This is a genomic window from Streptomyces akebiae (genome assembly GCF_019599145.1).
Classification (GTDB): domain Bacteria; phylum Actinomycetota; class Actinomycetes; order Streptomycetales; family Streptomycetaceae; genus Streptomyces; species Streptomyces akebiae.
Window position 1 is genome coordinate 1,052,539 of sequence record NZ_CP080647.1, and the last position, 25,910, is coordinate 1,078,448.

A 25,910-nucleotide genomic window follows, 5' to 3' on the forward strand; every position below is an offset into this window, starting at 1 on the left:
GCGTCCACCGGCCGCCCGGGCCGACGATCACGTCGTACGCCACCACCGCCGCGCGCAGCGCCTCCAGGCACGACGATGGGCCCCGTCCGAAGACCGGACGGGGCCCATACTCGTTGCACCTCATCCCTTTTTCCGAGATGACGTATTGCAATACGAGACGCTTTTACCGTGCCGCCCCAGAGGTGAAACACCACGGCAACAGAGCGTTCCTAGCGTCGGGTCATCGCTTACAGAAGAAGGTGGGCCATGACCGTGACCGACTCGCCCCTGCTCGACGTTGCCGCGACCGGCTTCCCGATCCTCCAGCCCCATCACGGAGTGATCGCCTCGACGACCTACGTCCCAGCCACGTCCGGGAACACCCTGTGGGGTCGCCTTCCGTGCGAGGCGGACTCACCGTGCGCGGTCGTGCAACCGGGCTCCGTCATCACGGTCGACACGATCAGCCACGAGGGAGTTCTGGAGGACCAGGGCCGCAACCCGCGTGAGTTCTTCGGCCGTTACGGCGTCAGCGGCAGCCATGTGCTCGACGACGCCCAGCAGGTGGCGGACTCGGGCATGCCGCACGACTTCGACGACGACGGGCCGCACCTCGTCACCGGGCCGATCGCCGTGGCCGGCGCCCGGCCGGGCGATCTGCTCGCCGTGACCGTCCTCGACCTCACCCCGCGGGTCCCGTACGGCCTGGTCTCCGCACGCCACGGCTTCGGCGCACTCCCTGGCGAGATGCCGTCGCTGCCCGGCCCCGTGGTCACCTTCGCGACGGCACATGTGGATCGCCACGGTGCGTGGGGGAGGATAGCCGTCGACCCGTCGGACTCCGCCCGCGGCTCACTGCGCTTCCCGCTACGGCCGTTCCTCGGCGTCATGGGCGTGGCGGTGCCCGGGGAAGAGCGACCGCACTCGGTCCCGCCGGGGCGCCACGGGGGCAACATCGATGTGTCCCTGCTGGGCGAGGGCGCCACGCTGTTCCTTCCAGTGCAGGTCGACGACGCGCTGGTCTACTTCGGAGATCCCCACTTCGCGCAGGGTGATGGCGAGGTCGCCCTGACAGCGTTCGAGGCGTCGCTGCGCGCCACCGTGAAGCTCGAAGTGGTACCGGGTGGTGCGGCGCTGCGCCCCGGCCACGGCCGCGTCGCCCCGTTCGCCGAGACGGACGACTACCTCGTGCCGATCGGTCTGGACGAGGACCTGAACGAGGCGATGCGCGACTGCGTGCGTTGCGCGCTGGACCTGCTCGCGACCGACTACGGCATCGACCGCCACCTGGCGATGGCGTACCTCAGCGCGGCAGGCGACTTCGCCGTCTCCCAAGTCGTCGATGGCGTGAAGGGTGTTCACGGGAAGATCCGCAAGTCGGACTTCCGCGAGGTCTGCCGACCGCGCTGACCGGCAGGCTGCGCCGATGTCCGCCCCGCTATGGAAGGGCACCGGGGCAGCGGTTCAGGCCCACGAGCAGAGGGCCATGGGCCACACACACGCGGCGACCGCGGCCAGGATCTGGGCGCAGGCCGGGCCCAGGGACCGCACCGCCGCCCCGTACTCGCTCCCGTCCTGATCCCCGGATGCCACTGCGCACGCAGTCGCCAGTGCGGTCAGTGCGACGGAGCGATCATCAGCCCCACTGCGCAGAGACCGGACCGCGGCACCCCGTCGCTCCCCGCACAGGACGTCGTAGCGACGAGCCGACGCGGTCGGCAATGGCAACCGCCGCGGCCTGCGGACAAGGACGCCGTCAGTGATCAACCCGGCCGCGAGACGCTTGTGCGCGCCGGCACTCAGGATCATGACCCACTGCGATGCCGTACGCGGCCTGCGCGACGACTGGATCCGTGCGAGAACCTCGCCGAGTACGCGGTCACGCGGCTGTGCGGCGCGGACGGCGACTATATGTCCGTCAACAGCGTGGATGCAGCCGTCCAGAGCCAGTTCCATCAGCATCGCACCGCTCAGGCCGAAGTCGAGACCAGTGCGATAGCCGGGAACACGCCCCTGTCCGTCCAGGTACACGGCCAGCATGAACTCGCCCGCAAGAGTCGTTCTGGAACCTGCCTTCATTCCCGATCTCCCCTTCGCGGCGCGTCGGCTTGGACTTCCGGATGCTTCCGAATCTGGCGTCGCCCCAGATCCCGGAGGGTCAGACACAGCACTATGGAGGTCACACACCATCTCGTCAATGCAAGACGCCGTCCCGGTATACAGAACGCTCCTGGAAACAGACTGCAGACCTTCACGCAGGAGTCGCCCCATGTGGTGAGACGGCTTCAGCACTTGATACAGGGCTGCACGCAGGAAACGCGGGGCGGCCCGTGGACGAACGCCGCACGCTTCCCGTCTCCCGACTCCGACCGCTGCGTAACGCCGAGTCCGACCCGTCCGAGGACCTCATCGGTCAAGACGTCCTTCGCAGGGAGGACATCGCCGTCCCGGAGGTCAGGGGTGGCGGGGACCCGACGTAGGGGGCGTCTGTGTTGGCGGGGGCAGGGGCGTCGCGGCGTCCACTGGGCGGGCACGGCCGCCCCGCCGCTCACGCCGTCCCGACGGCACGCAGGCGCGTGGGTGTCCGCGGTCTCGCGGGAGGGCTCTGTCGCGCCCCGCCCGGCCGGCCCTGCGGCCCGGCAACCGTCTGGAACGAAAGGACTCGCCTCAGCATGGTGACGAACTCCGAGAGGTGGATCAGGCGTTACCACCCCGCGCCGGACGCCTCGACGCGCCTGGTCTGCTTCCCGCACGCCGGTGGCTCCGCCACCTACTACCACCCGGTCTCACGGGCCCTGCCCGGAGATCGACGTGGTGGCGGTGCAGTATCCGGGGCGTCAGGAGCGCCGCACGGAGCCCCTGGTGGACAGCATCGAGGAACTGGCCGACCTCATCGTCCCGGAGCTCGAACCCTGGCTCGACAGGCCGTTGACCTTCTTCGGGCCCAGCATGGGCGCGCCGCCGGCCTACGAGGTGGCCCTGCGGCTGGAGGCCAGGGGCACCACACTGCTCGGTCTCTTCGCCTCGCACACGGCCAAGGACACGACCTTCCGCTTCTTCGACGGCGGTCACTTCTATCTCAACTCGCATGCCCCGGAGGTGCTTCGGGAGATCCGGCAGTTCGTCGCGGAGCGTGCGGCCGTTGCCTCGTGCCGGACCCAAGCCTCTCCCCCCATTGCTCTTGCCGGTTCTTAACACACTCCATGCAAACTCTTGGCGAAACTGCATTGTGGCGTGAGAGGCGATCGCCACCGAATTCCAGATAAGCCGGCCCGCTGTCCTGCGACGGCTCCGGGACAACCGATCCGACCAGGTGGCGTTTTGCGGTAAAAAAATACCAAGAAAAACGACACGGAATTTAAGTGCCGATCCCGAGGACACGAGTGCGGTTGGTATCGGTTCTCCGTAACGTCGGGCGTGACGACACCGAGGCCCTGCCCCACGGCTCGCAAGACATCCACCCTGTCCTGGCCCGTCGGCGCGCGTTCGTTGTCGTCGGCCAACTGCTTCCGCAATTCCGGCGCATGCTCAGCCTGGGCAAATGCCTCGATACCGACCACGAGCAAGGGGCGATGCGACTGGAAGGATTTCGTCACCCGTGTCCACATGGCGACGAGTTGCTCCTCGCCGCTCTCGCCGGATCCTCCCTGTCCGGGCATCGCCCGTTCAAGTTATTCGCCCCCCCTCCTCGAACGCCTCCATCAATGCGGCATTCAGCAGCGCTTCCTTCGACCCGAAGTGGCGCATTCCCGGGCCTCTGTGGAACAGAATCAACGAGCCATCTATACGCCCGTCCTACACAAGCGTATAGTGCCGCTCATGGCTACCAATCCCTCACTGAAGGCGACCGGACGGGAGTGGGCCAGCCTCGCCGTGCTGACCCTTCCGGTGCTCCTCATCTCCATGGACATGACCGTCCTCTACTTCGCTCTGCCCTTCCTCAGCGCCGACCTGGAACCGAGCAGCACCCAGCTGCTCTGGATCATGGACATCTACTCGTTCCTGCTGGCCGGCCTGCTCATCACGATGGGCACGCTCGGCGACCGCATCGGCCGCAGGAAGCTGCTCATGCTGGGCGCCGCCGCCTTCGGCGCCGCCTCGGCGGCGGCCGCCATGGCCGGCAGCGCCGAAATGCTCATCGTGGCAAGGGCCTTACTCGGTATCGGCGGGGCGACGCTGATGCCCTCGACCCTCTCCCTGATCCGCAACATGTTCCGCGACGACCAGCAGCGCCGTACCGCCGTCTCCGTGTGGACCGCCGCCCTGGCCGGCGGCGCGGCACTCGGCCCCCTGCTCGGTGGGGCCCTCCTGGAGCACTTCTGGTGGGGCTCCGCGTTCCTGGTCAACGTGCCCGTCATGGCGCTGCTGCTCATCCTCGGGCCGCTGCTGCTGCCGGAGTTCCGCGACCCCGATCCCGGTAAGTTCGACCTGCTGAGCACCGCGTTCAGCCTCGCCGCCGTACTGCCCGTCATCTACGGCATGAAGAAGATCGCCGAGGACGGCGTGGCGGTCGTCCCGCTGGCGACGATCGGCGTCGGTCTGTTGGTCGGCATCGTGTTCGTCCTGCGCCAGCGCAAGCTCACCCATCCGCTGCTCGACGTGTCGTTGTTCCGGCAGCGCGCCTTCAGCACCTCGGTGGGCACCAACGTCCTGGCGATGTTCGCCATGGTCGGCTTCGGCCTGTTCACCTCGCAGTATCTGCAGCTGGTGTACGGCCTGCGGCCGTGGAGCGCCGGCCTGTGGACCCTGCCGGCCGCCGGCGCGACGATGGTCAGCGCGACCCTCGCGGCCGTCCTCGTGCAGAAGATCCGGCCGGCGTACGTCATTTCCGCGGCCCTGCTGCTCGCTTCGGCCGGGTTCGGGGTCATCGCGCAGGTCGAGGCCGATTCCGAACTCGCCCTCGTCATCACGGGCGCCACGATGATGGCGGCCGGCGTGGGCGTCGTACTGACGCTCGCCGCCGACCTGATCATCGCCGCCGCGCCACCGGAGCGCGCGGGCTCCGCCTCCGGACTGTCGGAGACCTGCGCCGAGTTCGGTGGCGCTCTGGGTATCGCGGTCCTGGGCAGCATCGGTGCCGCCGTCTACCGCCAGTCCATGGACGACGACATGCCGTCGGGGATCCCCGAGGCCGCGAGCGAGGTCGCGCACGAGACGCTGGGCGGTGCCGTACAGGTCGCCGGACAGCTGCCGGAGGACCTCGCGGGGCTCCTGCTCACGGCGAGCCGGGAGGCGTTCACCGAGGGTATGCAGATCGCCTCCTACACGGCGGCCGGAGTGATGCTCGTCGCCGCGGTGCTGGCGGGGCTGATGCTGCGTCAGCTGCGGATCGACAGCCCGTCGGCCGGGGATCCGCATGCCGCGGCCCCGAGTTCGCAGGACCACGAAGCCAAGCTTTCCACCCGCTGAGCGGGCCCCTGACGGCGATTCGACCGCCCCTGTGACCGCTCGTGCCAGCAGCCCTTTCGCGTCGGCCGATCACGGTCGGCCGACGCGGAGGGCAAGGAGGCCGTGTCCGTCGTACAGCACTTGCTCTGGGCCGGCGGCTCTCAGGCGCAGAGCGCCTTCGAAGAAGGACCGTGAGGTGCCGCCGCTGCCGAGCTGCGCACCGCCGGGGGCAGTCTCTGGTCACGGGCGGCGGCCGTGCTGTCGGCGTCGATACGGTCCGAGGCCGAGCGCGTGGCGGACGAGAGCGAACGACTGCTGCGCAGCTGCCAGGTCGGGGACGAGACCCTGGAGGTGATCGCCGCCTCGGTGGCGTCCCTCACCACGACGGGGCGCCTCGATCGCGCCGCGGGCTGGTGCGACGCCCTGATCCAGGAGACCCAGCGTTCCCACGCCCGCACCTGGGAGGCGCTGTTCACCACGCTGCGGGCGGACATCTCGCTGCGGCAGGGCGACGTCTCGGCCGCCGCCGCGCGGGCCGGGCACGCCCTGGCGCTGGTCCCGCCCGAGGGCTGGGGGTCGTCGTGGGGCTGCCGCTGTCGGTGCTGCTCGCCGCGCACGCCGCGATGGGCGACCTGGCCGCCGGGGCGGAGACCGTCCAGATCAATGTGCCGCCGGAGATGTACGACACGGTGTTCGGCCCGCGCTACCTCCTGGCCCGCGGTCAGTTCGGGCTGTCCGCGGACCGGGTCCTGGCCCGCGGTCAGTTCGGGCTGTCCGCGGACCGGGTCCTGGCAGCCGTCAGCGACCTCCAGCAGTGCGGTGACATGCTGCGCGAGCGGAATCTGGACCACCTCTGCCCGGTGCCGTGGCGCACCGAGCCGGCTCGGGCCAACGTCCTCCCGGGCTGGGAGCAGACGGCCCGGCAACTGCTCCTCGACCAGGAGGAGCTGCCGGGCGGCAGGAATCCCGGAGCACGTGGCGGCGCGCTGCGGGTGCTCGCGTCGGCCAGCCCGCTCAAGCAGCGTCCCGCCCTGCTGCGCCGCGCGGTGGACGCCCTGCAGAGCTCCGGCGACCGGCTGGAACTCGCCCACGCCCTCGCCGACCTCAGTCAGGCCCATCACACCCTGGGCGAGTTCCGGCGAGCCCGGATCATGGCCCGCCGGGCGACGCAGGAGGCGAAGGCGAGCGGTGCGGAGGAGTTCCCGCGGCCCGCTCAGTCCGGCTCGGCGGACGGTGAGCCGGCCGAGTCCGGTGGCGGCTCCTCGGCGGCCCCGGCCCTCAGCGACGCCGAACGACGCGTGGCCACGCTGGCCGCGCTCGGGCACACCAACCGGGAGATCGGACGTCAGCTGTACATCACGGTCAGCACGGTCAGCAGCATCTGACCCGGGTGTACCGCAAGCTCAACGTCAGTGGCCGCTCGGACCTCCCGGCGGGACTGTCGCTCCAGCGACTCCCGGGACGGCCGCCCGGGTCCGCTGACCCTCGCGCCCCGGCTCGCGGGCCCCTCCCGCACGGCGCGCACGTCTGTCTCCTTCACGTCTGCCGCATTGATCCGACGATAGGGAGGCGGGTTCTGCCGTGCGTACCCCTAGACCCCCCTCAAGTCCCCCGGGGCCGATAGCGGTCCAACAGGCCCATCTATAGGGGAACTTCAGGGGTGTCCGAGGAAGCTGGTCCGACGAAGAATCGGTGCGAGACGAGAGGAGGCCCATGCGTAGAGTCACCCACGATTCCTCCGCCACCGCGCTGAGCTCCGTACAGCTGGAGGGCGGTCCCCATGAGTTGTCCGGGACGGTCGAGCTCACCGAACTGGACGAGGTGATCTTCTCCGACGAGAAGATCAAGATCCGCTACGGCAATGGCTACGAACATTTCGAGACCGTCCGCCCGGCGCCGCCGAGGACCGGCGGCGGTGAGGGATCCGAGAACATGACGTTCCGGTGGGTCGGGCGTACCCAGATCGCCGAGTAGGCACAACCCTCGGAACGTGTCCCGGACCCGCAGCACTGTGTCCCGCCCTCTCCGCGGTCGACACAGTGCTGTGGGTCCGGGACACGTTCGCTGCCCGGACCGAACGCCATCTCTCCGACCTGCGGTGATGACGCAGGGTGAGAGCGCACTCGCGCACGTCTGGCCATCGGCCGGGGTCCCACTATCGTGGAAGGCATGGGCGATCTCGCCGAGCCGGACGACGACGGGCTCCCTCCCGACCGGACCCAGGCCATCCTCGAAGCGGCCAAGGAGGTCGCTTCGCTGCTCAAGGCCGGTGGGCATCCCTTCGCGCTGGCGGGCGGCGTCGCGGTGTACGCCCACGGCGGCCCGGGGACGCTCCAGCACGACGTCGACTTCTGTGTGCTGCCGGAGGACATCGAGGCGGTCACCGGCACCCTGGAGACCGCGGGGCTGACCGTGGTCGAGCCGCCCGAAGACTGGCTGCTGAAGACCCGGAGTCACGGCCAGGAGGTCGACCTGATCTTCCGGCCGTCCCGGGCCCCGGTCAGCCGCGAACTGCTGGACCGGGCGGAGGTGCTGTCGGTCGAGTCCGTGTGGATGCCCGTACTGGCGGCGACGGATCTGCTCGTCGGGCGTCTCCTGGCGTTCTCCGAGCACTACTGCGACTTCGGTGCCGTGCTGCCGATCGCCCGCGCCCTGCGCGAGAAGATCGACTGGGACCGGGTGCGGCACGAGTGCGGTGCCGAGCCGATGCCGGCCGCCTTCCTTTTCCTGCTGGAGCGCCTCAACGTGATCGAGCCGGAGGAGACCGGCGATGGCGACAGGACATGACCACCCGGCGGCGGACGGCCCGGGGCACCGCGCCGCACACCCGCCGGCGCACACCGAGTACCGCATAGCCCATCTGGAGGAGCGGCTCGCCCGGAGCGATCTGGCCGAGCTCGGGATGCGGATCGAGGCGCGCGGCGACGCCGTGCACATCACCGGCACGGTGTCCACTGCGGCCGATCGTGAGACGATCCTGCGCCTGGCCGCGGAGGAACTGCCCGGCGTGCCCGTGCGGGCGGACATCACTCTGGCCGACGTCACCGCGCCGGACCGTCCCGAGGAACTGTCGTGATCCGGGTCGCGGCCGTCGGGGACATCCATCTGGGGCCGGACAGCCGGGGTCTGCTCCGCCCGGCGTTCGACACCCTGCCCGACCACGCCGACCTGCTGCTGCTCGCCGGGGACCTGACCCGGCACGGCACACCGGAGGAGGCGCGGGTCGTCGCCGACGAGGTGGCCGGGCTGCCGGTGCCGGTGGTCGCCGTCCTCGGCAACCACGACCATCACGCCGAGCGGCCCGAGGACGTGACGGCCGTGCTGCGGGACGCGGGTGTGACGGTGCTGGAGGGCGAGGGGACCGTCGTCCGGGTCGGCGGTGTACGGGTCGGGGTCGCCGGGACGAAGGGGTTCGGCGGCGGCTTCGCCGGGCGCAGCGGCAGCGAGTTCGGCGAACCCGAGATGAAGGCCTTCGTCCGTCACACCCGGGGGCTCGCGGACGGACTGCGCCGCGCGCTGGACGAGTTGGCGGAGGACGGCTGCGCGGTCCGTATCGCGCTCACGCACTTCTCCCCCGTACCGGACACGCTCGTCGGTGAGCCGCTGGAGATCTATCCCTTCCTGGGCAGTTACCTGCTGGCCGAGGCGATGGACGAGTCCGGCGCCGACCTCGCCGTCCACGGCCATGCCCACCTGGGCACCGAGCACGGCATCACCAGCGGTGGGGTGCGGGTGCGCAATGTCGCCCAGCCGGTGATCCGGCGTGCCTTCGCCGTGTACGGGCTGCCGGTGGACGGGGACCGCGGGGCTGGCGGGGACGGTTCGTAGCCCCGGTCCCCCCGGCCGGGGGGACCGGGGGGCCGGGCCTGTCGCGCGGCACCCGGGCGTGAGCCGGACGGCGGGGATACCGTCCGTCGACATGGGCGCGGACGGCCGAAGGGGAGGTCCCGGATGCACCGGCGTCCAAGCCGGTCGGGGCCTCCCACGCGGCGACCGTGGAGGGCTGACCCCCGGGAGACCGCACGGCTTCCAGTGCCGCGGCGGGCAACGTTCGTCCGTCAAGGAGCGGCGTCGGGGGGTACCTCCCGGTCGAGCGCAGCCGAGACCGGGGGAGCGTGCTCTCGGGGTGCCGGCCGGAAGTCCTCGTACTGGACGTACTTGGGCTTGCGGCCGGTGCGGCGAGAGGGCGTGCCGGGTGTCGCGACGGGGCGAACGTCGCCTGTCGTGGCCCTAGGCCACCGCGACCGGTGCTTCCGCCCCGGGTTCGTGGGCCGTCGACCTCTCGAACTGGGTCCGGTACAGCTCCGCGTAGCGTCCGCCCGCCGCGAGCAATTCCTCGTGCCGGCCACGCTCCACGATCCGGCCCGCCTCGACGACGAGGATCTGGTCGGCGGTGCGCACGGTCGACAGGCGGTGGGCGATGACCACGGCGGTCCTGCCCTCCAGCGCCTCCGCGAGGGCCTCCTGGACGGCGGCCTCCGAGGTGTTGTCGAGGTGGGCGGTGGCCTCGTCGAGGATCACGACGCGCTGGCGGGCCAGGAGCAGCCGGGCGATCGTCATGCGCTGGCGTTCGCCGCCGGAGAGCCGGTAGCCGCGTTCGCCGACGACGGTGTCGAGTTCGTCGGGCAGGGCGCGTACGAGGTCGTCGAGGCGGGCCCGGCGCAGGACGTCCCACAGGTCGTCGTCGCCGGCGTCGGGGCGGGCGAGGAGCAGGTTGGCGCGGACGGTGTCGTGGAAGAGGTGGCCGTCCTGGGTGACCATGCCGAGGGTGCCGCGCAGCGATGCCGCGCTGAGGTCGCGTACGTCGACGCCGCCGATGCGGACCGTGCCCGCGTCCGCGTCGTAGAGCCGGGGCAGCAGTTGGGCGACGGTGGACTTGCCGGCGCCCGAGGAGCCGACGAGGGCGACGGTCTGGCCGGGTTCGGCGCGGAAGGAGACGCCGTGCAGGACCTCGGTGCCGCCCCGGGTGTCGAGGGAGGCCACCTCCTCCAGTGAGGCGAGGGAGACCTTGTCGGCGGACGGGTAGCCGAAACGGACGTCGTCGAACTCGACGGCCACCGGGCCCTCGGGGACCTCGCGGGCGTCCGGTTTCTCCTCGATGAGCGGCTTGAGGTCCAGTACCTCGAAGACGCGCTCGAAGCTCACCAGGGCGCTCATGACCTCGACGCGTGCCCCGGCCAACGCGGTCAGCGGTGCGTACAGCCGGGTCAGCAGCAGGGCCAGGGACACGATCGCGCCCGCCTCCAGGGCGCCTCGCAGCGCGAACCATCCGCCGAGGCCGTACACCAGGGCGAGCGCGAGGGCCGAGACGAGGGTGAGGGCGGTGATGAACGCCGACTGTGCCATCGCCGTACGGATGCCGATGTCCCGTACCCGGCGGGCCCGTTCGGCGAACTCGGCGGATTCGTCGTCGGGCCGGCCGAAGAGCTTGACGAGGGTGGCGCCGGGGGCGGAGAAGCGCTCGGTCATCCGGGTGCCCATGGCCGCGTTGAGGTCGGCCGCCTCCCGCTGCAGCCGGGCCATGCGCCGGCCCATGCGCCGGGCGGGGATCACGAAGACGGGCAGCAGGACGAGGGAGAGCAGGGTGATCTGCCAGGAGAGGGTGAGCATGACGGCGAGGGTGAGCAGCAGGGTGACGATGTTGCCGACCACTCCGGACAGGGTGTTGCTGAAGGCGCGTTGGGCACCGATGACGTCGTTGTTGAGACGACTGACGAGCGCTCCCGTACGAGTACGTGTGAAGAACGCGACCGGCATGCGCTGCACATGATCGAAGACGGCGGTTCGCAGATCGAGGATGAGACCCTCGCCGAGGGTCGCCGACAGACGTCGGGCCAGGAGGCCGAGCGCCGCCTCGGCGACGGCGATGACGGCGATGAGCATGGCAAGGCGGACGACGAGGTCCTCGTCCCCGTCCGAGACGATCACGTCCACGACGTTCCCCGCGAGCACCGGCGTCGCCACGGCGAGCAGCGCGGTCACGACGCTGAGGCCGACGAACCACGCGATACGGCGACGATGTGGACGGGCGAAGGCTCCGATACGCCGTAGCGTGGTCCGGGCGAGGGGGCGGCTGTGCTGCTGGGCGGTCATCATGCCCTGCAGCTGGGTCCAGGCGGTGGTCTCCATACTCATACGGACGACGCTAGGACCTCGACCAAACTTGAGGTCAAGCGTATTTCGGCGCATGCCGGAGTGCGGTGGAAGTCCGCCACCGGTCAGCGGCCGTCCCCGCGCCCGCAACCCGCTGTTGGCCGGGCGCGGAAAGCCTCTTCCGGTGTGACAGCGACACAGCTTCCCCGACCACTCACCAGGCGCGTGCCGGTACGGCGGATCCTCTGTCTGCTTCCCCTCGCACTGGTCCTGGTGGTGGCGGTGCCGCACCGTTCCGTGCTCGTCGAGGGCTTCGCCCATCTGGCCACCGCGCGGTGGCCGTGGCTGGTCGCCGCGGTCGGTGTGACGTGTCTGACCTGGGTCGCGGCGGCCTGACCCGGCAGGGGGCGCTCGTCGAGCGGCTGCCCGTGCGGCGGTTGCCGGCCACCCAGTTCGCGGCGGGCGCGGCGAACCAGCTGCTGCCGACGGGCCTGGGCGCGAGTGCGGTGAACCTGCGGTTCATGATGGTGTGCGGGGTGTCGGCGGCCCGTTCGTCGGCGGCGCTCGCGCTGTATCTGCTGGCTGAATCCGTCGCACGGGTCGGCCTGCTGCCGGCCCTGCTGGGGGCGTTCCCCGGGGCGCTGCGGCTCGGTCCGCTCCTGCCCGTCGGCACCTCGACTCCCTTGCTCGTCACGGCCGTCGTCGTCGGGTGCGGCGCCGTGGCCGTGGTGTTCCTGGTACGACGTCCGCGTGCGGCCGTGTCCGGTTTCGTACGCACCGCGCCGGGCGAGGCCCGAGCGGTGCACGCGCGCCCGGCGCAGGTGCTGGCGCTGTGGGGCGGCTCGCTGGCGTTCCCGGCGCTCCAAGCGGGTGTACTGGTCACCGTGGGGCTGGCGTTGGGGCTCGACATCCCCGTGACGCACATGGCGCTCGCCCATCTCGCCGCCACGGTGGCGGTCGCCCTCGTCCCGACGCCGGGCGGCCTCGGGTCGGTCGAGGCAGCGCTCGTGGTCGCCCTGGTGGCGGCCGGTGGCCCGGTGACCGTGGCGACCGCCGTGGTGCCGGCGTTCCGGATCATCACGGTCTGGCTGCCGTTGCTGCCGGGGGCGTTGACGCCGGGTGCGCTGGTCCGGCTGAAGGTGATCTGAGGCGGAGGCCGTCCTACCGCCGAGCACATCCGGACATTCCCGGGGGCACGGGGCCTGCCGTCGGCCGATCCACGCAGGTCCGGTGCCGATCAGCCGTGCGGATACGGCAGGATGAGCGGTCGCGCCGGATGTCGTACACGCGTCCGGGCAGGCGAGAACGTGCACTTCGGATTCGAGCAGGTGGCATGGTGACGACACATCACATACGGCCCTCGGGACACGACATACGGTTCCCCGGCCGCTCCCCGCGTCCCTCGGGAGGCGGGCGATGACCCGGACCCTCACCCTCGACGACTATCTCGTGGCCGGAATCATCCTGGTCGCGGGCCTGTTGGCCGCCTTCCTGCTGCGGCTGCTGCTGCGCTGGCTCGGCGGTCACGCGACGAAGACCCGCTGGGGCGGTGACGACGTCATCGTCGACACGCTGCGCTCGCTGGTGCCCTGGAGCGCGTTCGTCGGCGGCGCGGCGGCCGCGGCGGCGGTGCTGCCGCTGACGAAGACCGTGCAGCACAACGTGAACCAGTGTCTGACGGTGCTGTTCATCCTCGTCGCCACGGTCACGGCGGCCCGGGTGATCGCCGGTCTGGTGCGTACGCTCGCCCAGTCCCGGGCCGGGGTCGCGGGCTCGGTCACGATCTTCGTGAACATCACCCGGGTCACGGTCCTCGCGATCGGTGTCCTGGTGATCCTCCAGACCCTGGGCATCCCGATCGCCCCGCTGGTCACCGCCCTCGGCGTCGGCGGTCTCGCGGTGGCCCTGGCGCTCCAGGACACCCTCGCCAACCTCTTCGCGGGCATCCACATCCTCGCTTCGAAGACGGTCCAGCCGGGCGACTACATCAAGCTGAGCAGTGGCGAGGAGGGCTATGTCGTCGACATCAACTGGCGGCAGACGACGATCAAGTCGCTCTCCAACAACCTGGTGATCATCCCCAACGGTCAGCTCGCCGGCACCAACATGACCAACTTCAACCAGCCCGAGCAGGACATGACCCTGCTGGTGCAGGTGGGCGTCGGCTACGACAGCGACCTGGAGCATGTCGAGCGGGTCACCAACGAGGTCATCGCCGAGACGATGAAGGAGGTCGAGGGCGCGGTCCCCGACCATGAGCCGGCCGTCCGGTTCCACACCTTCGGCGACTCGCGCATCGGGATGACCGTGATCCTCGGGGTCGGCGAGTTCAGCGACCAGTACCGGATCAAGCACGAGTTCATCAAGCGCCTGCACAGGCGCTATCGCGCCGAGGGCATCAGCGTGCCGGTGCCGCGGCGGGCGATCACCCTCCAGCCGGCCGGAACGACGGTCGAGATCCCCCACCAACGAGAATCGACGATCGAGCTCGCGCCGTAGCCGGCTCCGCCCCGGACCGGGGTCGAAGGGGCGCAGCCCCTGGGGACGGGACGGGTAGGGGTGGCGGGGGGCGAGAAAGTTGCGCCGTGAGCCCCCGCACACACCGACCCCTGTCGAGTCCCTCCCCCACACGAGATATCTTGATGTCGAGCAATGTTGCAGACGTGGAGCGGAGCACCCGGTGACTGACTCGACCATCATCTACACGCACACTGACGAGGCGCCCGCCCTGGCGACCCACTCGTTCCTGCCCGTGATCAAGGCGTACGCCTCGCAGGCCGGTGTCTCCGTCGAGACCCGTGACATCTCGCTGGCCGGGCGCATCATCGCCGTCTTCCCGGAGTACCTGGAGGAGGGCCAGCGCATCCCCGACGCCCTCTCCGAACTGGGCGAGCTGGCCAAGACGCCCGCGGCGAACATCATCAAGCTGCCGAACATCTCGGCGTCCATCCCGCAGCTGAAGGCCGCGATCGCCGAGCTGCAGGGCCAGGGCTACGCGCTGCCGGACTACCCGGACGACCCGAAGTCCGACGAGGAGCGCGAGATCCGCGCCCGCTACGACAAGATCAAGGGTTCCGCCGTGAACCCGGTCCTGCGTGAGGGCAACTCGGACCGCCGCGCCCCCGCGTCGGTCAAGAACTACGCGAAGACCCACCCGCACCGCATGGGTGCCTGGTCCGCCGACTCCAAGACGAACGTCGCGACCATGGGCGAGAACGACTTCCGCTCCACCGAGAAGTCCGCGGTGATCTCCGAGGCCGGCTCCCTGAAGATCGAGCTGGTCGGCGACGACGGCTCCACCACCGTGCTGCGCGAGTCCGTACCCGTCCTCGCGGGCGAGGTCGTCGACGCCTCCGTGATGCGCGTCGCCGCGCTGCGCGAGTTCCTGACCGCGCAGGTCGCCCGGGCCAAGGCCGAGGGCGTGCTGTTCTCCGTGCACCTCAAGGCCACGATGATGAAGGTCTCCGACCCGATCGTCTTCGGTCACGTGGTGCGTGCCTTCTTCCCGAAGACCTTCGCGAAGTACGGCGAGACGCTGGCCGCGGCCGGTCTGTCCCCGAACGACGGTCTGGGCGGCATCTACAAGGGTCTGGAGGCCCTGCCGGAGGGCGCCGAGATCAAGGCCTCCTTCGACGCCGAGCTCGCCGAGGGCCCGGCGCTGGCGATGGTCGACTCCGACAAGGGCATCACCAACCTGCACGTGCCGTCCGACGTCATCGTCGACGCCTCGATGCCGGCCATGATCCGCACGTCCGGTCACATGTGGGGCCCGGACGGCCAGGAGGCCGACACCCTCGCGGTGCTCCCGGACTCCTCGTACTCCGGTGTCTACCAGGTCGTCGTCGACGACTGCCGCGCCAACGGCGCCTACGACCCGTCGACCATGGGCTCCGTCCCGAACGTCGGCCTCATGGCGCAGAAGGCCGAGGAGTACGGCTCCCACGACAAGACCTTCGAGATCCCGACCACCGGCACGGTCCGCCTCGTCGACCAGGCCGGCAACGTGGTGATCGAGCAGACGGTCTCCGCCGGTGACATCTTCCGCGCCTGCCAGACCAAGGACGACCCGATCCGCGACTGGGTCAAGCTGGCCGTCACCCGCGCCCGCGCCACCGGTGACCCGGCCGTGTTCTGGCTGGACGAGACCCGCGCGCACGACGCCAACCTGATCGCCAAGGTCAACGCCTACCTGCCGGAGCACGACACCGAGGGCCTGGACATCCGCATCCTCGCCCCGGTCGAGGCCACCAAGCTGTCGGTGGAGCGCATCCGCCGCGGCGAGAACACCATCTCGGTGACCGGCAACGTACTGCGTGACTACCTCACCGACCTGTTCCCCATCCTGGAGCTGGGCACCAGCGCCAAGATGCTGTCGGTCGTCCCGCTGATGGCGGGCGGCGGCCTCTTCGAGACGGGCGCCGGTGGCTCCGCCCCGAAGCACGTCCAGCAGCTGGTCAAGGAGGACTACCTGCGCTGGGACTCGCTCGGTGAGTTCTTCGCCCTGGTGCCGTCCCTGGAGCAGTACGCGACGACCACCGGCAACGCCAAGGCCAAGGTCCTCGCCGACACCCTGGACCGCGCCACGGCGACCTTCCTCAACGAGGACAAGTCCCCCTCGCGTCGCGTCGGCGGCATCGACAACCGCGGCAGCCACTTCTACCTGTCGCTGTACTGGGCCCAGGAGCTGGCCGCCCAGACCGACGACGCCGACCTGGCCAAGGCCTTCGCCCCGCTCGCCGAGACCCTCGCGGCGAACGAGCAGCGAATCGTCGACGAGCTGATCGCCGTGCAGGGCAAGCCGGCCGACATCGGCGGCTACTACCAGCCGGACCCGGCCAAGGCCGCCGCGGTCATGCGCCCGTCGGCCACCTGGAACGAGGCGCTGGCGAACTTCGCCTGAGCCGTCGCCCGCGCATGACGCCGACCCCGGCCGGGACCACTCCCGGCCGGGGTCGGCCGCTTTCCCCCCGGCTCCGCGCTCAGTCGGTGCCGAGCGCCGTGCGCAGGGTGCTGATCGCCTGCCCGATGGCGGCCTCGGCCGCGTGCGTCCCGCGCAGGGCGTCGAGCATCACGAAGTCGTGGATGATGCCCTGGTAGCGCACCGCGGTCACCGGCACCCCCGCTTCGCGGAGCTTGTCCGCGTACGCCTCACCCTCGTCGCGCAGGACGTCGGCCTCGGCGGTGATCACCAGGGCCGGCGGCAGCCCCTGGAGCTCCTCGGGAGTGGCGCGCAGCGGTGAGGCGGTGATCTCGGCGCGCTCCTTCTCGCTGGTCGTGTACTGGTCCCAGAACCACCGCATGGCGTCGCGCCGCAGGAAGTAGCCCTCGGCGAACCGCTGGTAGGAGCCGGTGTCGAAGGCGGCGTCGGTGACCGGGTAGAAGAGCACCTGCTGGACCAGGGGCACATCGCCCCGCTCCTTGGCCATCAGGGTCAGCGCGGCGGTCATGTTGCCGCCGACGGAGTCACCGGCCACGGCGATCCGGGTGGCGTCCAGGCCACGGCCGGCGCCCTCGGCGACGATCCAGCGGGCCACCGCGTAGTTCTGCTCGACGGCGACCGGATAACGGGCCTCGGGCGAGAGGTCGTACTCGGGGAAGACGATCGCGGCCCGCGCGCCCACGGCCAGCTCGCGCACCAGCCGGTCATGGGTGTGCGCGTTGCCGAACACCCAGCCCGCGCCGTGGATGTAGAGGATCACCGGCAGCACGCCCTCGGCTCCCGCCGGGCGGACGACACGTGCCCTGACCTCGCCGGTGGGCCCTCCCGGCACGGTCACCCACTCCTCGTCCACGGCCGGCTTCTCGATGTCGCCCGACTGCACCTCGTCGACGACCTTGCGGCCCTCGACCGGCCCGAGGTCGAAGAGGTACGGCGGGTTCGCGGTCGCCTCCGCGAAGGCCGCCGCGGCGGGTTCGAGGACGGGAGGGCGGTGGGTGGTCTCGGTCATGACGATCTCCTCGAAACGGGTGCCGCGGGCAGGCTTCGGCCGACGTCGTTCGCCGGGTCGGCGGCACCCCATGACAGTAGCGCGCCATTAAGTCGTGCACAACTAATACGCACACGATCTACTATCGCTCGATCATTTCGTGCCCGATACAATGAGGGCGTTCGCAGGTAGGGTGGGAGATCGTCATGCAGAGCACGGGACCGAGGAGCGACACCGTGAGCACAGCCGGCGACATCGTGACCGCCGCCGGGGCGGACCCGGCACCGGGGCACACGCTGCTCCTGGACGACCAGCTCTGCTTCGCCCTGTACGCCGCCTCGCGCGCGGTCACGGCCCGCTACCGACCACTCCTCGACGAGCTGGGGCTGACCTATCCGCAGTACCTCGTCATGCTGGTGCTCTGGGAGCAGGACTCGATCTCCGTGCGCGACCTGGGCACGGCGCTCCAGTTGGAGTCCAGCACCCTCTCCCCGCTGCTGAAACGCCTGGAAGCCGGCGGCCTGCTGCGCCGCGAGCGCCGCACGGACGACGAGCGCTCCGTCGCCATCCGCCTCACCGACTCCGGTGCCCGGCTGGAGGAGCGGGCCCGGAGCGTCCCCGTGGACATCGGCGAGGCCATGGGGCTGTCCCCCGAACAGCACACCCTGACCAAGCAGTTGCTGCGGCTGCTCACGGCGAACGTCAGCCGTACGTGACCGGGCCCGGGTTTCCGCGCCTCAGTTCGCGGCGTCGAGCCTGAGCCGCTGTTCCCGCGTCAGCTCCAGCTCCACCGCATCCAGGTTCTCCTCCAACTGCGCCACCGACGACACCCCGGTCAACGGAACGATCGGGAACCGGCCCCCCAACTGCCAGGCGAGCACCACCTGGTTGACGGTCGCGCCGGTCTCCCGCGCCACCTCGCCGAGCACCTTCGTCCGTGTGGTGGTGCCCGGGTGGTCGTAGTCCGACGGCAGCCTGTCCGGCCGTACGTAACCGCCCTTGAGCAGCGGTGAGTAGGCGACCAGAGTGAGGTCGGGCTCGGCCTCCAGATAGCTCAGCAGCTCGGCGGTGGTCGCGCCCAGGGTGCCGTCCGCCCAGAGGTCGCCCGGGACGTCGGTCCGCGGCCGCAGATAGCTGTGGTGGTACTGGAGCACCTCGTACCCGGGCAGACCGGTGGCGGCGGCGAGGGCGCGCGCCCGCTCCACCCGCCACACGGCGTGGTTGCTCACGCCGAGCAGCCCGACCGTGCCCTGCGCGACGAGACCCGCGAAGCCTTCGACGGTCTCCCGCAGCGGCACCGTACGGTCCTCGATGTGGGCGTAGAGCAGGTCCAGTCGCTCCACCCCGAGCCGTTCCCGGCTGCGCTCCGCCGACTCCCGGATCGCCTCGGCCGACAGGCCCTCCGCGTTGTCGACATAGCTGGTGCCGGGCGCCAGGGGCCGGGCGCCGAGCTTGGTGGCGATGACGATCTCGTCGCCGATCCCCCGGCTGCGCCGCCACCGGCCGAGCAGTTCCTCGCTCTGCCCGCCCTGCCCACCGTCGGTCCAGAAGGCGTAGTTGTCGGAGGTGTCGATGAAATTCCCGCCCGCCTCGACGTAGCGGTCGAGTATCGCGAAGGACGTCCTGTCGTCCGTCCGCGAACCGAACAGCATCGCGCCCAGCGCGAGCACACTGACCTCGCGACGGGTCCCGGGGTCACTGCCGATCGTGCGGTACCTCATGCCGTTGCCTCCGTTCCGCCCGGCTCTCGGGCCTGCACGGGAGTCTTCAACTTGAAGCGCACGCGAAGTCAACGCCCTTCGCCGGACGGCCGTTCGCCGCGCGCCCGGTCCACACGTTTCACACGTTTCGTCGACCACTATTCTTCGACCGTGACCGAACCGACGCGCCGTGCTGAGCTGCGGCTTCCCGACATGCCGCTGCACGATCCGTTCGTGGTAGCCGACGACAGGAGCCGCACGTACCACCTCTACACGTCCAACGACCCGGCCGTCTCGGGTGTGGACGGCACCGGCACGATGGTCTACCGCAGCGCCGACCTGCGGGACTGGACCCGCCCCGAGGTGGTCTTCCGGACGGCCGACCAGCACGGGATCTGGGCGAGCGACGGCGCGTGGGCGCCGGAGGTGCACGCATGGAACGGCCGCTTCTACCTGTTCACCACACTGCATGACGAGAACAAGCCGCTGAAGGTGCCACCGGCCAACCGTTGGGGCACGCCGTTCCAGCTGCCGAACCACATGCGCGGCACGATCACGGCCGTCTCCGACTCCCTGTCGGGGCCCTTCACCGTCGTGGACCCCGAACGCCCCACCCCGCCCGAGAACTTGATGACCCTCGACGGCACGCTCTACGTCGACCCGTCCGGGCAGCCCTGGATGGTGTACGCGCACGAGTGGCTGCAGACCGTGGACGGGACCATGGAGGCGATCCGGCTGGCGCCGGACCTGACCCGGACCATCGGGGATCCGGTCTTCCTCTTCAAGGCCTCCGACGCCTCCTGGCTCACCGAGCAGATCCCCGGCGGAATGCCGCACCAGCTCGCGCCGTACATCACCGACGGTCCACAGCTGTACCGGACACCCGACGACTCCCTGCTGATGCTGTGGTCGACGTACGAGAAGAACGTGGCCGGCGACGACGGCACCATCAGCGGCGGCTATGTACAGACCTACGCGGTCTCCAGGTCGGGCGACCTCACGGGGCCGTGGGACCAACGACGGCCGCTGGTGCGGGAGGACAGCGGCCACGGCATGCTGTTCCGCACGTTCGACGGGCAGTTGATGATGATCGTCCACCGCCCCTTCGAGAACGCCCGGGGCAAGCTCTACGAGATGCGGCTCACCGGCAGCGAGCTGCGCGTGCTGCGCAGGCGTGCCGATCTCGACGGCGGCGGCTGACCCCGGCACCCCGGAGCACCTCGCATGTCCCTTGCCCCGGGAGAGGCATGCGCGGCTCGGCGTTCGCGGTCGGTACCCGGTGCGGACCGCGGCCCGGCCGGTGCGGAGCAGGTCAGGTTCGCGGTCCGGCCGTCGGCGGTGCTGCCGGAGACGAAGTACAGCCACTTGTCCATGTGTCCGAACGTCTCCTGACCGACCGATCCGTCGACACCGAGGGCGAAGTACCTCTGGAGGGCCTCGGTCGCGGCCTCGGTGTCCGAGCCGAACCTGCCGTCGATGTCCGAGGCGAGTCCAGGAAGCCGTCCGCCCAGAGGATCTTCTGCCAGAGGCAGGTGGCGTTGGAGTTGGTGTTGGAGTTGGTGCCGGTGACGGTGACGGTGACGGTGACGGTGACGGTGACGGTCGACAGGATGCCCTCGTTGCCCCAGTCGTCGATGTGGGTGTCGGCACCGTAGACGTAGGCGAGCCCGCTGTACGTCCCGCTCGCGGCGGCCGGCGTGGTCCCGAGCGCGAGGGCGCTCGGCGCACGTTGTCAGGCGCCGCGCCCCAACGGCGTATCCACCCAGCCGAGCGGATACAGTTCCGGGTCGTCCGATGCCGGGGCCAGGGGCTCCGCACCCGCCTCGTTGAACGCGGTGAGCGCGCCGACGAGCGCCGTCCGTTGGGCCGGAGCGAGCCGTTCGACGATCGTCGCGATCTCGGTGCGGCGCCGGGCGGTGACGTCGGCGACGGTGCGCCGCCCCTCGTCCGTGAGCTGGAGCATGGTCTCGCGGCGGTTGTCCGGGTTGATCTGCCGGTCGGCGAGCCCGGCCGCGATCAGTCGGTCGATCATCCGCATGGCGGTGGACGGCGCCACCTGAAGCAGGTCGGCGAGCACGACGAGCTTGGTGGCACCACGGGTCGACAACACGACCAGCATGCGGAATTGCGGCAGCGTCACCCGTTCCTCGACCTCGGCCAGAGATCTCGCCGAGACCGCCACCAGCAACCGCGACGCGGTGAGCACCGCTCGGGTGACCGCGTCGACATCGTCCATGCCCCTTGAGGGGGTCCTACGTTCCGCCATGCCCCCCTTTTTACGCGCTGAGGCACCCGCGCGCTCAATCGGTCGGAACGGATTTTCCCTTTCCATGACCGTGGTGGCGCAGCAGGAGCATCGCGGCGTCGTCGTGCGGCGGACCGGACGCGTGCCGCACCACATCCTCGCGCAGCGCGGTCAGCACGCGGCCCGAGTCAGGGTCTTCCAGCAGGTGGGACCGGTCGGCCAGCGGATGGAACGCGCCTCGCTGCTCACGCGCCTCGGTGACGCCGTCGGTGTACAGCAGTAGTTGCTCACCCGGCTCGAAGGCCTGCCGAACGCCTGCACAGACGCCGTCTTCGCCCACATGCCGCTGTGCATGACCTTGTCCACCGAGGAGATCGCGCGGCCTCAGTCCCCTCTGCGCGTTCGTCCGCACCGTCTGCCACACCGGCGGCACCGACCGCGGCGGTGTGGGCGTGTGGGACCAGGCGCCCGCCCCGCCCCCGTACCGCTCTACGGGGCTACCCTGCCGACGTGCCCTCCATCTATCGCAACGCGAAGTGTCGGCAGCAAGTACGAGCCTGGTGTCTTGAACGGCTCAGTGAGTGGAGTGTGCCGCACCAGCGCCGTGAGATCCCTACGACCGTCGGCGTCACCAGCGTCATCACCATGGGGCCCGACCGGGCGCCGGCCGTCGTGCTGGTGCCCGGGACGAACACCAACGGTGCTGTCTGCCGCCACCTGGCCGCGGCGCTCGGCGCCCGCTGGCCCACCGTCGTGCTCGACGTGCCCGGGCAGCCCGGTCTGAGCGCGGACGTCCGCCCACGCCGGGGACGGTCCACGTGGTACGGGCGATGGCTCACCGAGGCATTGGAGCAGGCTGTGCCGGGACCGGCCCTGCTCGTCGGGCATTCGCTGGGCGGCGCCGTCGTGCTCGCCTCCGACTCCCCGCGCATCGCCGGGCGGTTGTTGCTCTCCAGTGCCGGGCTGGTGCGGCTGCGGGTCCCGACGGGCGTGGTGGCGTCCACCGTGCCGTGGCTCGCCCGGCCGACTCCGCCGAGGACCGCCCGGGTGCTGCGTCGGATGATGGCCTTTGACGGGCGGGTGCCTGACGAGCTCACGGAGTGGATGACGCTGGTCGCCCGCTGCTGTCACAGCAGTCTCGCCCCTCCCCCGCTGTCGCCCGAGCTGCTGGCCGAACGCCGGTCAACGCCGTGCCTTGTGGCCACGGGGCGCCATGACGTCTTCCTGCCGCCCCGGCGCCTCGGCCCGGCCGCCCGACGGCACCTCGGCGCCCGGCTCCACGTCGTGGACGGCTCGGGTCATCTACTGCTCGACGAGTCGCCTGACGAGGTCGTCGCTCTGGTGGCTCAGGCGCTGGACTCGGCGTTCGGGGACGCCGAGTAGCAGGAGACACGGCCGGCCAAACCCAGGGTGCTCATCGGTCGAGCACCGGCCCCGCCGTGTCCAACGCCGCGCCGGCCTGGAGTATGAACCTGACCGGGTAGCGACCGCCCACCGCGGCACGTGGTTCGATCTCCTCGCCGGGCCAGCCGTCCACGTCCAGCGGTCTGGGTGATGTGGCACATCGCCGTCTCACCCGAGTACGACTGCCAGTTGGTGATCGACACGAACGAAACGTCCGTGTTGAACAGGCGCCGTTCAGCTCGTGCCCTCCACACCATCGCGGCCGGAGGCGGTGCGCTGGTAGATGTCGGGGATTCCGTCGGCATCGTCGTCCCGGGTCTCGGCCTCCCACAGGCGGCGGTAGATCCCATTTCGGCGCTTGATGAGCAGCGCCGCTCCGGCCGCGGCGATCAGTGAGCCGAGCAGGACGGCGGCCTTGATGTGCTCGACGTCGGCCGGGTCGGTGAAGGCGAGTTCACCGATCAGGAGGGCGACGGTGAAGCCGATCCCGGCCAGGACCGCGAGGGCGAACACGTCCGCCCATGCCAGGTCCGGATTGAGGCGGGCCCGGGTGAAGCGGGCGGCCAGGTAGGTGCCGGCGAAGATCCCGACCGTCTTGCCCACGACCAGGCCCAACACCACGCCCAACGGCTCCGGGCGGGTGAAGACCTCGCCCAGAGCCTCGGTCGACACACTCACCCCTGCGGCGAACAGCGCGAACAGCGGCACCGCCACGCCGGCCGACACCGGCCGCAGCAGATGCTCGGTCCGCTCCCCGGGTGAGGCGTCCTCGCCCTCGTCCCGGGTAGTCCGCAGGATCAGGCCCATGGCCACACCGGCGACCGTCGCGTGCACGCCGCCGTTGTACATCAGCGCCCAGATCACCACACCGAGCGGGACGTACCACCACCAGCCACGCACCCGGAAGCGCTGCAGCAGAGAGAAGACGACCAGTCCGGCCACGGCTCCGGCGAGGGCGACGGGGTTCAGGTCGCTGGTGAAGAAGACGGCTATGACCAGGATCGCGCCGAGGTCGTCGACCACCGCCAGGGTCAGCAGGAAGGCTCGCAGGGCGGACGGCAGATGGGTGGAGAGCACCGCGAGAACCGCGAGCGCGAAGGCGATGTCAGTGGCCATCGGCACCGCCCAGCCCTGACCGTTTCCCCCGCCGATCCCGGTGGTGGCCAGGTAGACGGCGGCGGGCACCGCCATGCCGCACAGGGCCGCGACGACGGGCAGGGCAGCGGTGGCCGGGGTCCGCAGCTCACCCACGACCAGCTCGCGCTTCAGCTCGATCCCGGCGACCAGGAAGAAGACGGCCAGGAGCCCGTCCGCCGTCCAGTGCCCCACCGACAGATCCAGGCCGAGTGCGGGTATCCCGAAGTGGAAGTCGCGGATGTCCTCGTACGTGCCGCTCCACGGGGTGTTCGCCCACACCAGTGCCACCACGGCCGCCGCCAACAGCACCAGTCCGCCGACCGTCTCCGTGCGCAGGGCGCGGGCCACCCGCACTTGCTCCGGCCAGGGCAGCAGGCCGAGGAACACTGAACGCTCACGCCGACCGTCGCGCATCCGGGGAGACCTCCACAGCATCGGGTTTCGGGCATACGTGCCCCTACGACGCCGACCAGACTTCCCGGCACACCCCGCGTCGCTTGACGCGTTCTTTACACCCTATCCGCGACCACCGCGGGTATGCGGACCGGCTGCCCCCGGATGCGACGCCTCACCGTGATCGTCGTCACGGCGTCAGTCGGGTTTCGCCGGCCAGTCCAGCAGCCGGGCTCCGATCACCGCGGTCTGCAGGGTGTAGCGGTGGACGGGGTCGGAGGGGTCCGCGCCGGTGAGCTTGTGGATGCGTTCCAGGCGGTAGGTGAAGGCGCGCACGCTGAGAGAGAGCCGCCGCGCCGCCTCGGCGGCCACGCACCCGGAGTCGAAATAGGCGGTAAGGGTGTCCAGCAGCGACTGGGCGCCGCCGCGAGCTCCGCGCAGCGGGCCGAGGGCGCTCTCCACCAGGTCGGCCATGGCCTGCCGGTCGCGGGTGAGGACCGGGTAGACGAGAAGGTCGGCCGCGTGCAGCACCGGTTCGTCGAGTTCGAGGCGTTCGCCCAGGTCAAGGGCGTTCAGGGCTTCCTCGTAGGACTGGACGACGCCGGCGGCGCCGGGTTGCGGACGGCCGATTCCCACCTGACCGCCGCCGGTGGCCGCGAACGCCTGCTTCGCGAAGTGGGCGAGCACCTCGCCCTGGTCTCCCGGGGCGATGCACACCAGTCGGCCGTCCTTGGTGGTGAGCAGGATGCTGCGGTCACCGAACCGGCCGATCAGCGCGTGCTCCACCTCCCGCAGAACCGTGTCCCCCTCCTCGTACGCGGCCGTGCCGCGTGCCACGGCCACCGCGTGCTCGTACGACAGCCGCAGCCCGTACCGTTCCGCGCGCTGGGCCAGGCGGCCCAGGTCGCTGCGGCCGTACAGCAGGTCGTCGATGAACTCACGGCGAGCGGCTTCCTCCTGGCGCACGGCGAGGCGCTGGGCCCGCTCATAGCCTTCGGCGAAGGCGTCCACGGCCTGCGTCACCGCGCCCAGCACGTCGTCGACGGAAACACGGTTCCCGGTCGGCCAGTGCGACCGGGTCGCGGCCAGGTGAGCGCCGACCATGGCCCGCAGTCCGAGGCCCGCCTCCGCCGCCTGCTCACCCAGCGCACGGCGCGAATCCAGTTCACTCCGGGTCAGCCGACGCCCGGTCGCCGAGGCGTCCGCGAGGATGTCGGCATACCCCTCCAGGTACTCGTCGTACTCCCCGGACGCGCCCCGCCCCGCCATGTGAGTACCCCCGATGTCGATGCCTTGTTGACGCCTTTCTAGCGCATGCCCACAGCTGTGACTCCGTACAGGTCGGCTCGCTGCCGGCCTCCGGCAGTTGTCGAAGGCGCTGGCATGCCGACGGTCGGCAAGGCGTCGCTGCCCGCCGAGGGCCGGGACTCCGACGGCCAGGGCAGGGACGGTCACATGTCCTGGAGGTGGATCTGACGGATCTTCGGCATCTCGGCCCAGTCGGCTGTGGGCGTTCTTCACCGCCCTGCGGGCCGCGCGGGCACGCGGAACGCGGACAAGACCCTGTCAGTGCGGCGTAAGGAACGTGTAGGGTTCCCCGCGGTGTGCCGGGAAGCCTGGTCGGCGGTTTTGGGAGAGCTCTCT

General features: G+C 70.5%; 21 protein-coding genes and 4 pseudogenes. 14 read left to right on the plus strand and 11 right to left on the minus strand.

All coding sequences use genetic code 11. The features are described from left to right. The first annotated feature begins 246 nt into the window (after nucleotides 1-246). Complete coding sequence (locus K1J60_RS04635; protein WP_220645043.1) at nucleotides 247-1,389, plus strand: acetamidase/formamidase family protein; 1,143 nt, start codon at nucleotides 247-249, stop codon at nucleotides 1,387-1,389. 54 nt (nucleotides 1,390-1,443) lie between these two features. Here K1J60_RS04635 and K1J60_RS04640 read toward each other — a convergent pair whose 3' ends face one another. After that, entirely contained in the window at nucleotides 1,444-2,058 is a 615-nt protein-coding gene (locus K1J60_RS04640) for a GOLPH3/VPS74 family protein (protein ID WP_220645044.1), read from the minus strand. Between the two features lie 593 nt (nucleotides 2,059-2,651). On the opposite strand from K1J60_RS04640, the pseudogene K1J60_RS04645 reads away from it, so the two are divergent. Then, a pseudogene (locus K1J60_RS04645) lies at nucleotides 2,652-3,006 on the plus strand (thioesterase II family protein); the annotation flags it as partial. A gap of 792 nt (nucleotides 3,007-3,798) precedes the next feature. Next, on the plus strand, nucleotides 3,799-5,388 hold the full coding sequence (locus tag K1J60_RS04650; protein WP_220645045.1) for an MFS transporter: 1,590 nt from the start codon (nucleotides 3,799-3,801) through the stop codon (nucleotides 5,386-5,388). A 140-nt stretch (nucleotides 5,389-5,528) separates the two neighbouring features. Here the strand turns inward: K1J60_RS04650 and K1J60_RS04655 are convergent, their stop codons facing one another. Beyond that, nucleotides 5,529-5,861, minus strand: coding sequence for a hypothetical protein (locus tag K1J60_RS04655; protein WP_220645046.1), 333 nt, complete (start codon nucleotides 5,859-5,861; stop codon nucleotides 5,529-5,531). A gap of 87 nt (nucleotides 5,862-5,948) precedes the next feature. On the opposite strand from K1J60_RS04655, the gene K1J60_RS04660 reads away from it, so the two are divergent. The 5 genes from K1J60_RS04660 to K1J60_RS04680 all read left to right on the plus strand — a co-directional run bounded on the left by K1J60_RS04660 (nucleotide 5,949) and on the right by K1J60_RS04680 (nucleotide 9,195). Beyond that, the gene (locus K1J60_RS04660; protein WP_220645047.1) at nucleotides 5,949-6,752 is read left to right on the plus strand and encodes a helix-turn-helix transcriptional regulator; all 804 of its coding nucleotides are present in this window, start codon (nucleotides 5,949-5,951) and stop codon (nucleotides 6,750-6,752) included. Nucleotides 6,753-7,080: 328 nt separating this feature from the next. Beyond that, nucleotides 7,081-7,341, plus strand: coding sequence for a DUF5988 family protein (locus K1J60_RS04665; protein WP_220645048.1), 261 nt, complete (start codon nucleotides 7,081-7,083; stop codon nucleotides 7,339-7,341). Nucleotides 7,342-7,536: 195 nt separating this feature from the next. Beyond that, nucleotides 7,537-8,154, plus strand: coding sequence for a nucleotidyltransferase family protein (locus K1J60_RS04670; protein ID WP_220645049.1), 618 nt, complete (start codon nucleotides 7,537-7,539; stop codon nucleotides 8,152-8,154). Next, a complete protein-coding gene (locus K1J60_RS04675; protein WP_220645050.1) occupies nucleotides 8,138-8,443 on the plus strand; it encodes a BON domain-containing protein in 306 nt (101 codons plus the stop codon). Before K1J60_RS04670 ends, K1J60_RS04675 begins: the two co-directional genes overlap by 17 nt. Continuing rightward, nucleotides 8,440-9,195 (plus strand): metallophosphoesterase family protein, encoded by a 756-nt coding sequence (locus K1J60_RS04680; protein WP_220645051.1) that lies wholly within the window; start codon nucleotides 8,440-8,442, stop codon nucleotides 9,193-9,195. The genes K1J60_RS04675 and K1J60_RS04680 overlap by 4 nt, the downstream gene beginning before the upstream one ends. 402 nt (nucleotides 9,196-9,597) lie before the next feature. Here the strand turns inward: K1J60_RS04680 and K1J60_RS04685 are convergent, their stop codons facing one another. Continuing rightward, nucleotides 9,598-11,496 (minus strand): ABC transporter ATP-binding protein, encoded by a 1,899-nt coding sequence (locus tag K1J60_RS04685; RefSeq protein WP_220651272.1) that lies wholly within the window; start codon nucleotides 11,494-11,496, stop codon nucleotides 9,598-9,600. A gap of 213 nt (nucleotides 11,497-11,709) precedes the next feature. Between K1J60_RS04685 and K1J60_RS04690 the strand changes: the two are divergent. From K1J60_RS04690 to K1J60_RS04700, 3 genes and pseudogenes are all read left to right on the plus strand, one after another. Then, nucleotides 11,710-12,608, plus strand: a pseudogene (locus K1J60_RS04690) (lysylphosphatidylglycerol synthase transmembrane domain-containing protein). Nucleotides 12,609-12,876: 268 nt separating this feature from the next. Beyond that, the gene (locus tag K1J60_RS04695) at nucleotides 12,877-13,959 is read left to right on the plus strand and encodes a mechanosensitive ion channel family protein (protein WP_220645052.1); all 1,083 of its coding nucleotides are present in this window, start codon (nucleotides 12,877-12,879) and stop codon (nucleotides 13,957-13,959) included. Between the two features lie 181 nt (nucleotides 13,960-14,140). Further along, a complete protein-coding gene (locus K1J60_RS04700) occupies nucleotides 14,141-16,360 on the plus strand; it encodes an NADP-dependent isocitrate dehydrogenase (RefSeq protein ID WP_220645053.1) in 2,220 nt (739 codons plus the stop codon). A gap of 79 nt (nucleotides 16,361-16,439) precedes the next feature. On the opposite strand, the gene K1J60_RS04705 is transcribed toward K1J60_RS04700, so the two are convergent. Further along, a complete protein-coding gene (locus tag K1J60_RS04705) occupies nucleotides 16,440-17,408 on the minus strand; it encodes an alpha/beta hydrolase (RefSeq protein WP_220645054.1) in 969 nt (322 codons plus the stop codon). Between the two features lie 275 nt (nucleotides 17,409-17,683). On the opposite strand from K1J60_RS04705, the gene K1J60_RS04710 reads away from it, so the two are divergent. Next, entirely contained in the window at nucleotides 17,684-18,103 is a 420-nt protein-coding gene (locus K1J60_RS04710; RefSeq protein ID WP_259408228.1) for a MarR family winged helix-turn-helix transcriptional regulator, read from the plus strand. A 21-nt stretch (nucleotides 18,104-18,124) separates the two neighbouring features. On the opposite strand, the gene K1J60_RS04715 is transcribed toward K1J60_RS04710, so the two are convergent. Next, complete coding sequence (locus K1J60_RS04715) at nucleotides 18,125-19,108, minus strand: aldo/keto reductase (protein WP_220645055.1); 984 nt, start codon at nucleotides 19,106-19,108, stop codon at nucleotides 18,125-18,127. Nucleotides 19,109-19,300: 192 nt separating this feature from the next. Here K1J60_RS04715 and K1J60_RS04720 point away from each other — a divergent pair, with 192 nt between their 5' ends. After that, nucleotides 19,301-20,287, plus strand: a complete 987-nt coding sequence (locus tag K1J60_RS04720; RefSeq protein ID WP_220651274.1) for a glycoside hydrolase family 43 protein — start codon at nucleotides 19,301-19,303, stop codon at nucleotides 20,285-20,287. Here K1J60_RS04720 and K1J60_RS47060 read toward each other — a convergent pair. The 3 genes and pseudogenes from K1J60_RS47060 to K1J60_RS04735 all read right to left on the minus strand — a co-directional run. Further along, on the minus strand, nucleotides 20,215-20,883 hold the full coding sequence (locus K1J60_RS47060) for a peptidoglycan-binding protein (RefSeq protein WP_398684217.1): 669 nt from the start codon (nucleotides 20,881-20,883) through the stop codon (nucleotides 20,215-20,217). The two genes, K1J60_RS04720 and K1J60_RS47060, sit on opposite strands and share 73 nt — an antisense overlap. After that, nucleotides 20,820-21,353: a MarR family winged helix-turn-helix transcriptional regulator gene (locus K1J60_RS04730; RefSeq protein WP_220645056.1), complete on the minus strand. Its 534-nt coding sequence runs from the start codon at nucleotides 21,351-21,353 to the stop codon at nucleotides 20,820-20,822. The genes K1J60_RS47060 and K1J60_RS04730 overlap by 64 nt, the downstream gene beginning before the upstream one ends. Nucleotides 21,354-21,387: 34 nt before the next feature. Next, a pseudogene (locus K1J60_RS04735) lies at nucleotides 21,388-21,633 on the minus strand (SpoIIE family protein phosphatase); the annotation flags it as partial. Nucleotides 21,634-21,842: 209 nt separating this feature from the next. Between K1J60_RS04735 and K1J60_RS04740 the strand changes: the two are divergent. Continuing rightward, complete coding sequence (locus K1J60_RS04740; protein WP_220645058.1) at nucleotides 21,843-22,715, plus strand: alpha/beta fold hydrolase; 873 nt, start codon at nucleotides 21,843-21,845, stop codon at nucleotides 22,713-22,715. Between the two features lie 155 nt (nucleotides 22,716-22,870). Here the strand turns inward: K1J60_RS04740 and K1J60_RS47395 are convergent. The 3 genes and pseudogenes from K1J60_RS47395 to K1J60_RS04755 all read right to left on the minus strand — a co-directional run. Continuing rightward, nucleotides 22,871-22,963, minus strand: a pseudogene (locus tag K1J60_RS47395) (potassium-transporting ATPase subunit KdpA); the annotation flags it as partial. A gap of 7 nt (nucleotides 22,964-22,970) precedes the next feature. Beyond that, nucleotides 22,971-24,287: a Na+/H+ antiporter NhaA gene (gene nhaA / locus K1J60_RS04750; protein WP_220645059.1), complete on the minus strand. Its 1,317-nt coding sequence runs from the start codon at nucleotides 24,285-24,287 to the stop codon at nucleotides 22,971-22,973. Nucleotides 24,288-24,464: 177 nt separating this feature from the next. Continuing rightward, the gene (locus K1J60_RS04755) at nucleotides 24,465-25,535 is read right to left on the minus strand and encodes a PucR family transcriptional regulator (RefSeq protein WP_220645060.1); all 1,071 of its coding nucleotides are present in this window, start codon (nucleotides 25,533-25,535) and stop codon (nucleotides 24,465-24,467) included. Between the last annotated feature and the right edge of the window lie 375 nt (nucleotides 25,536-25,910).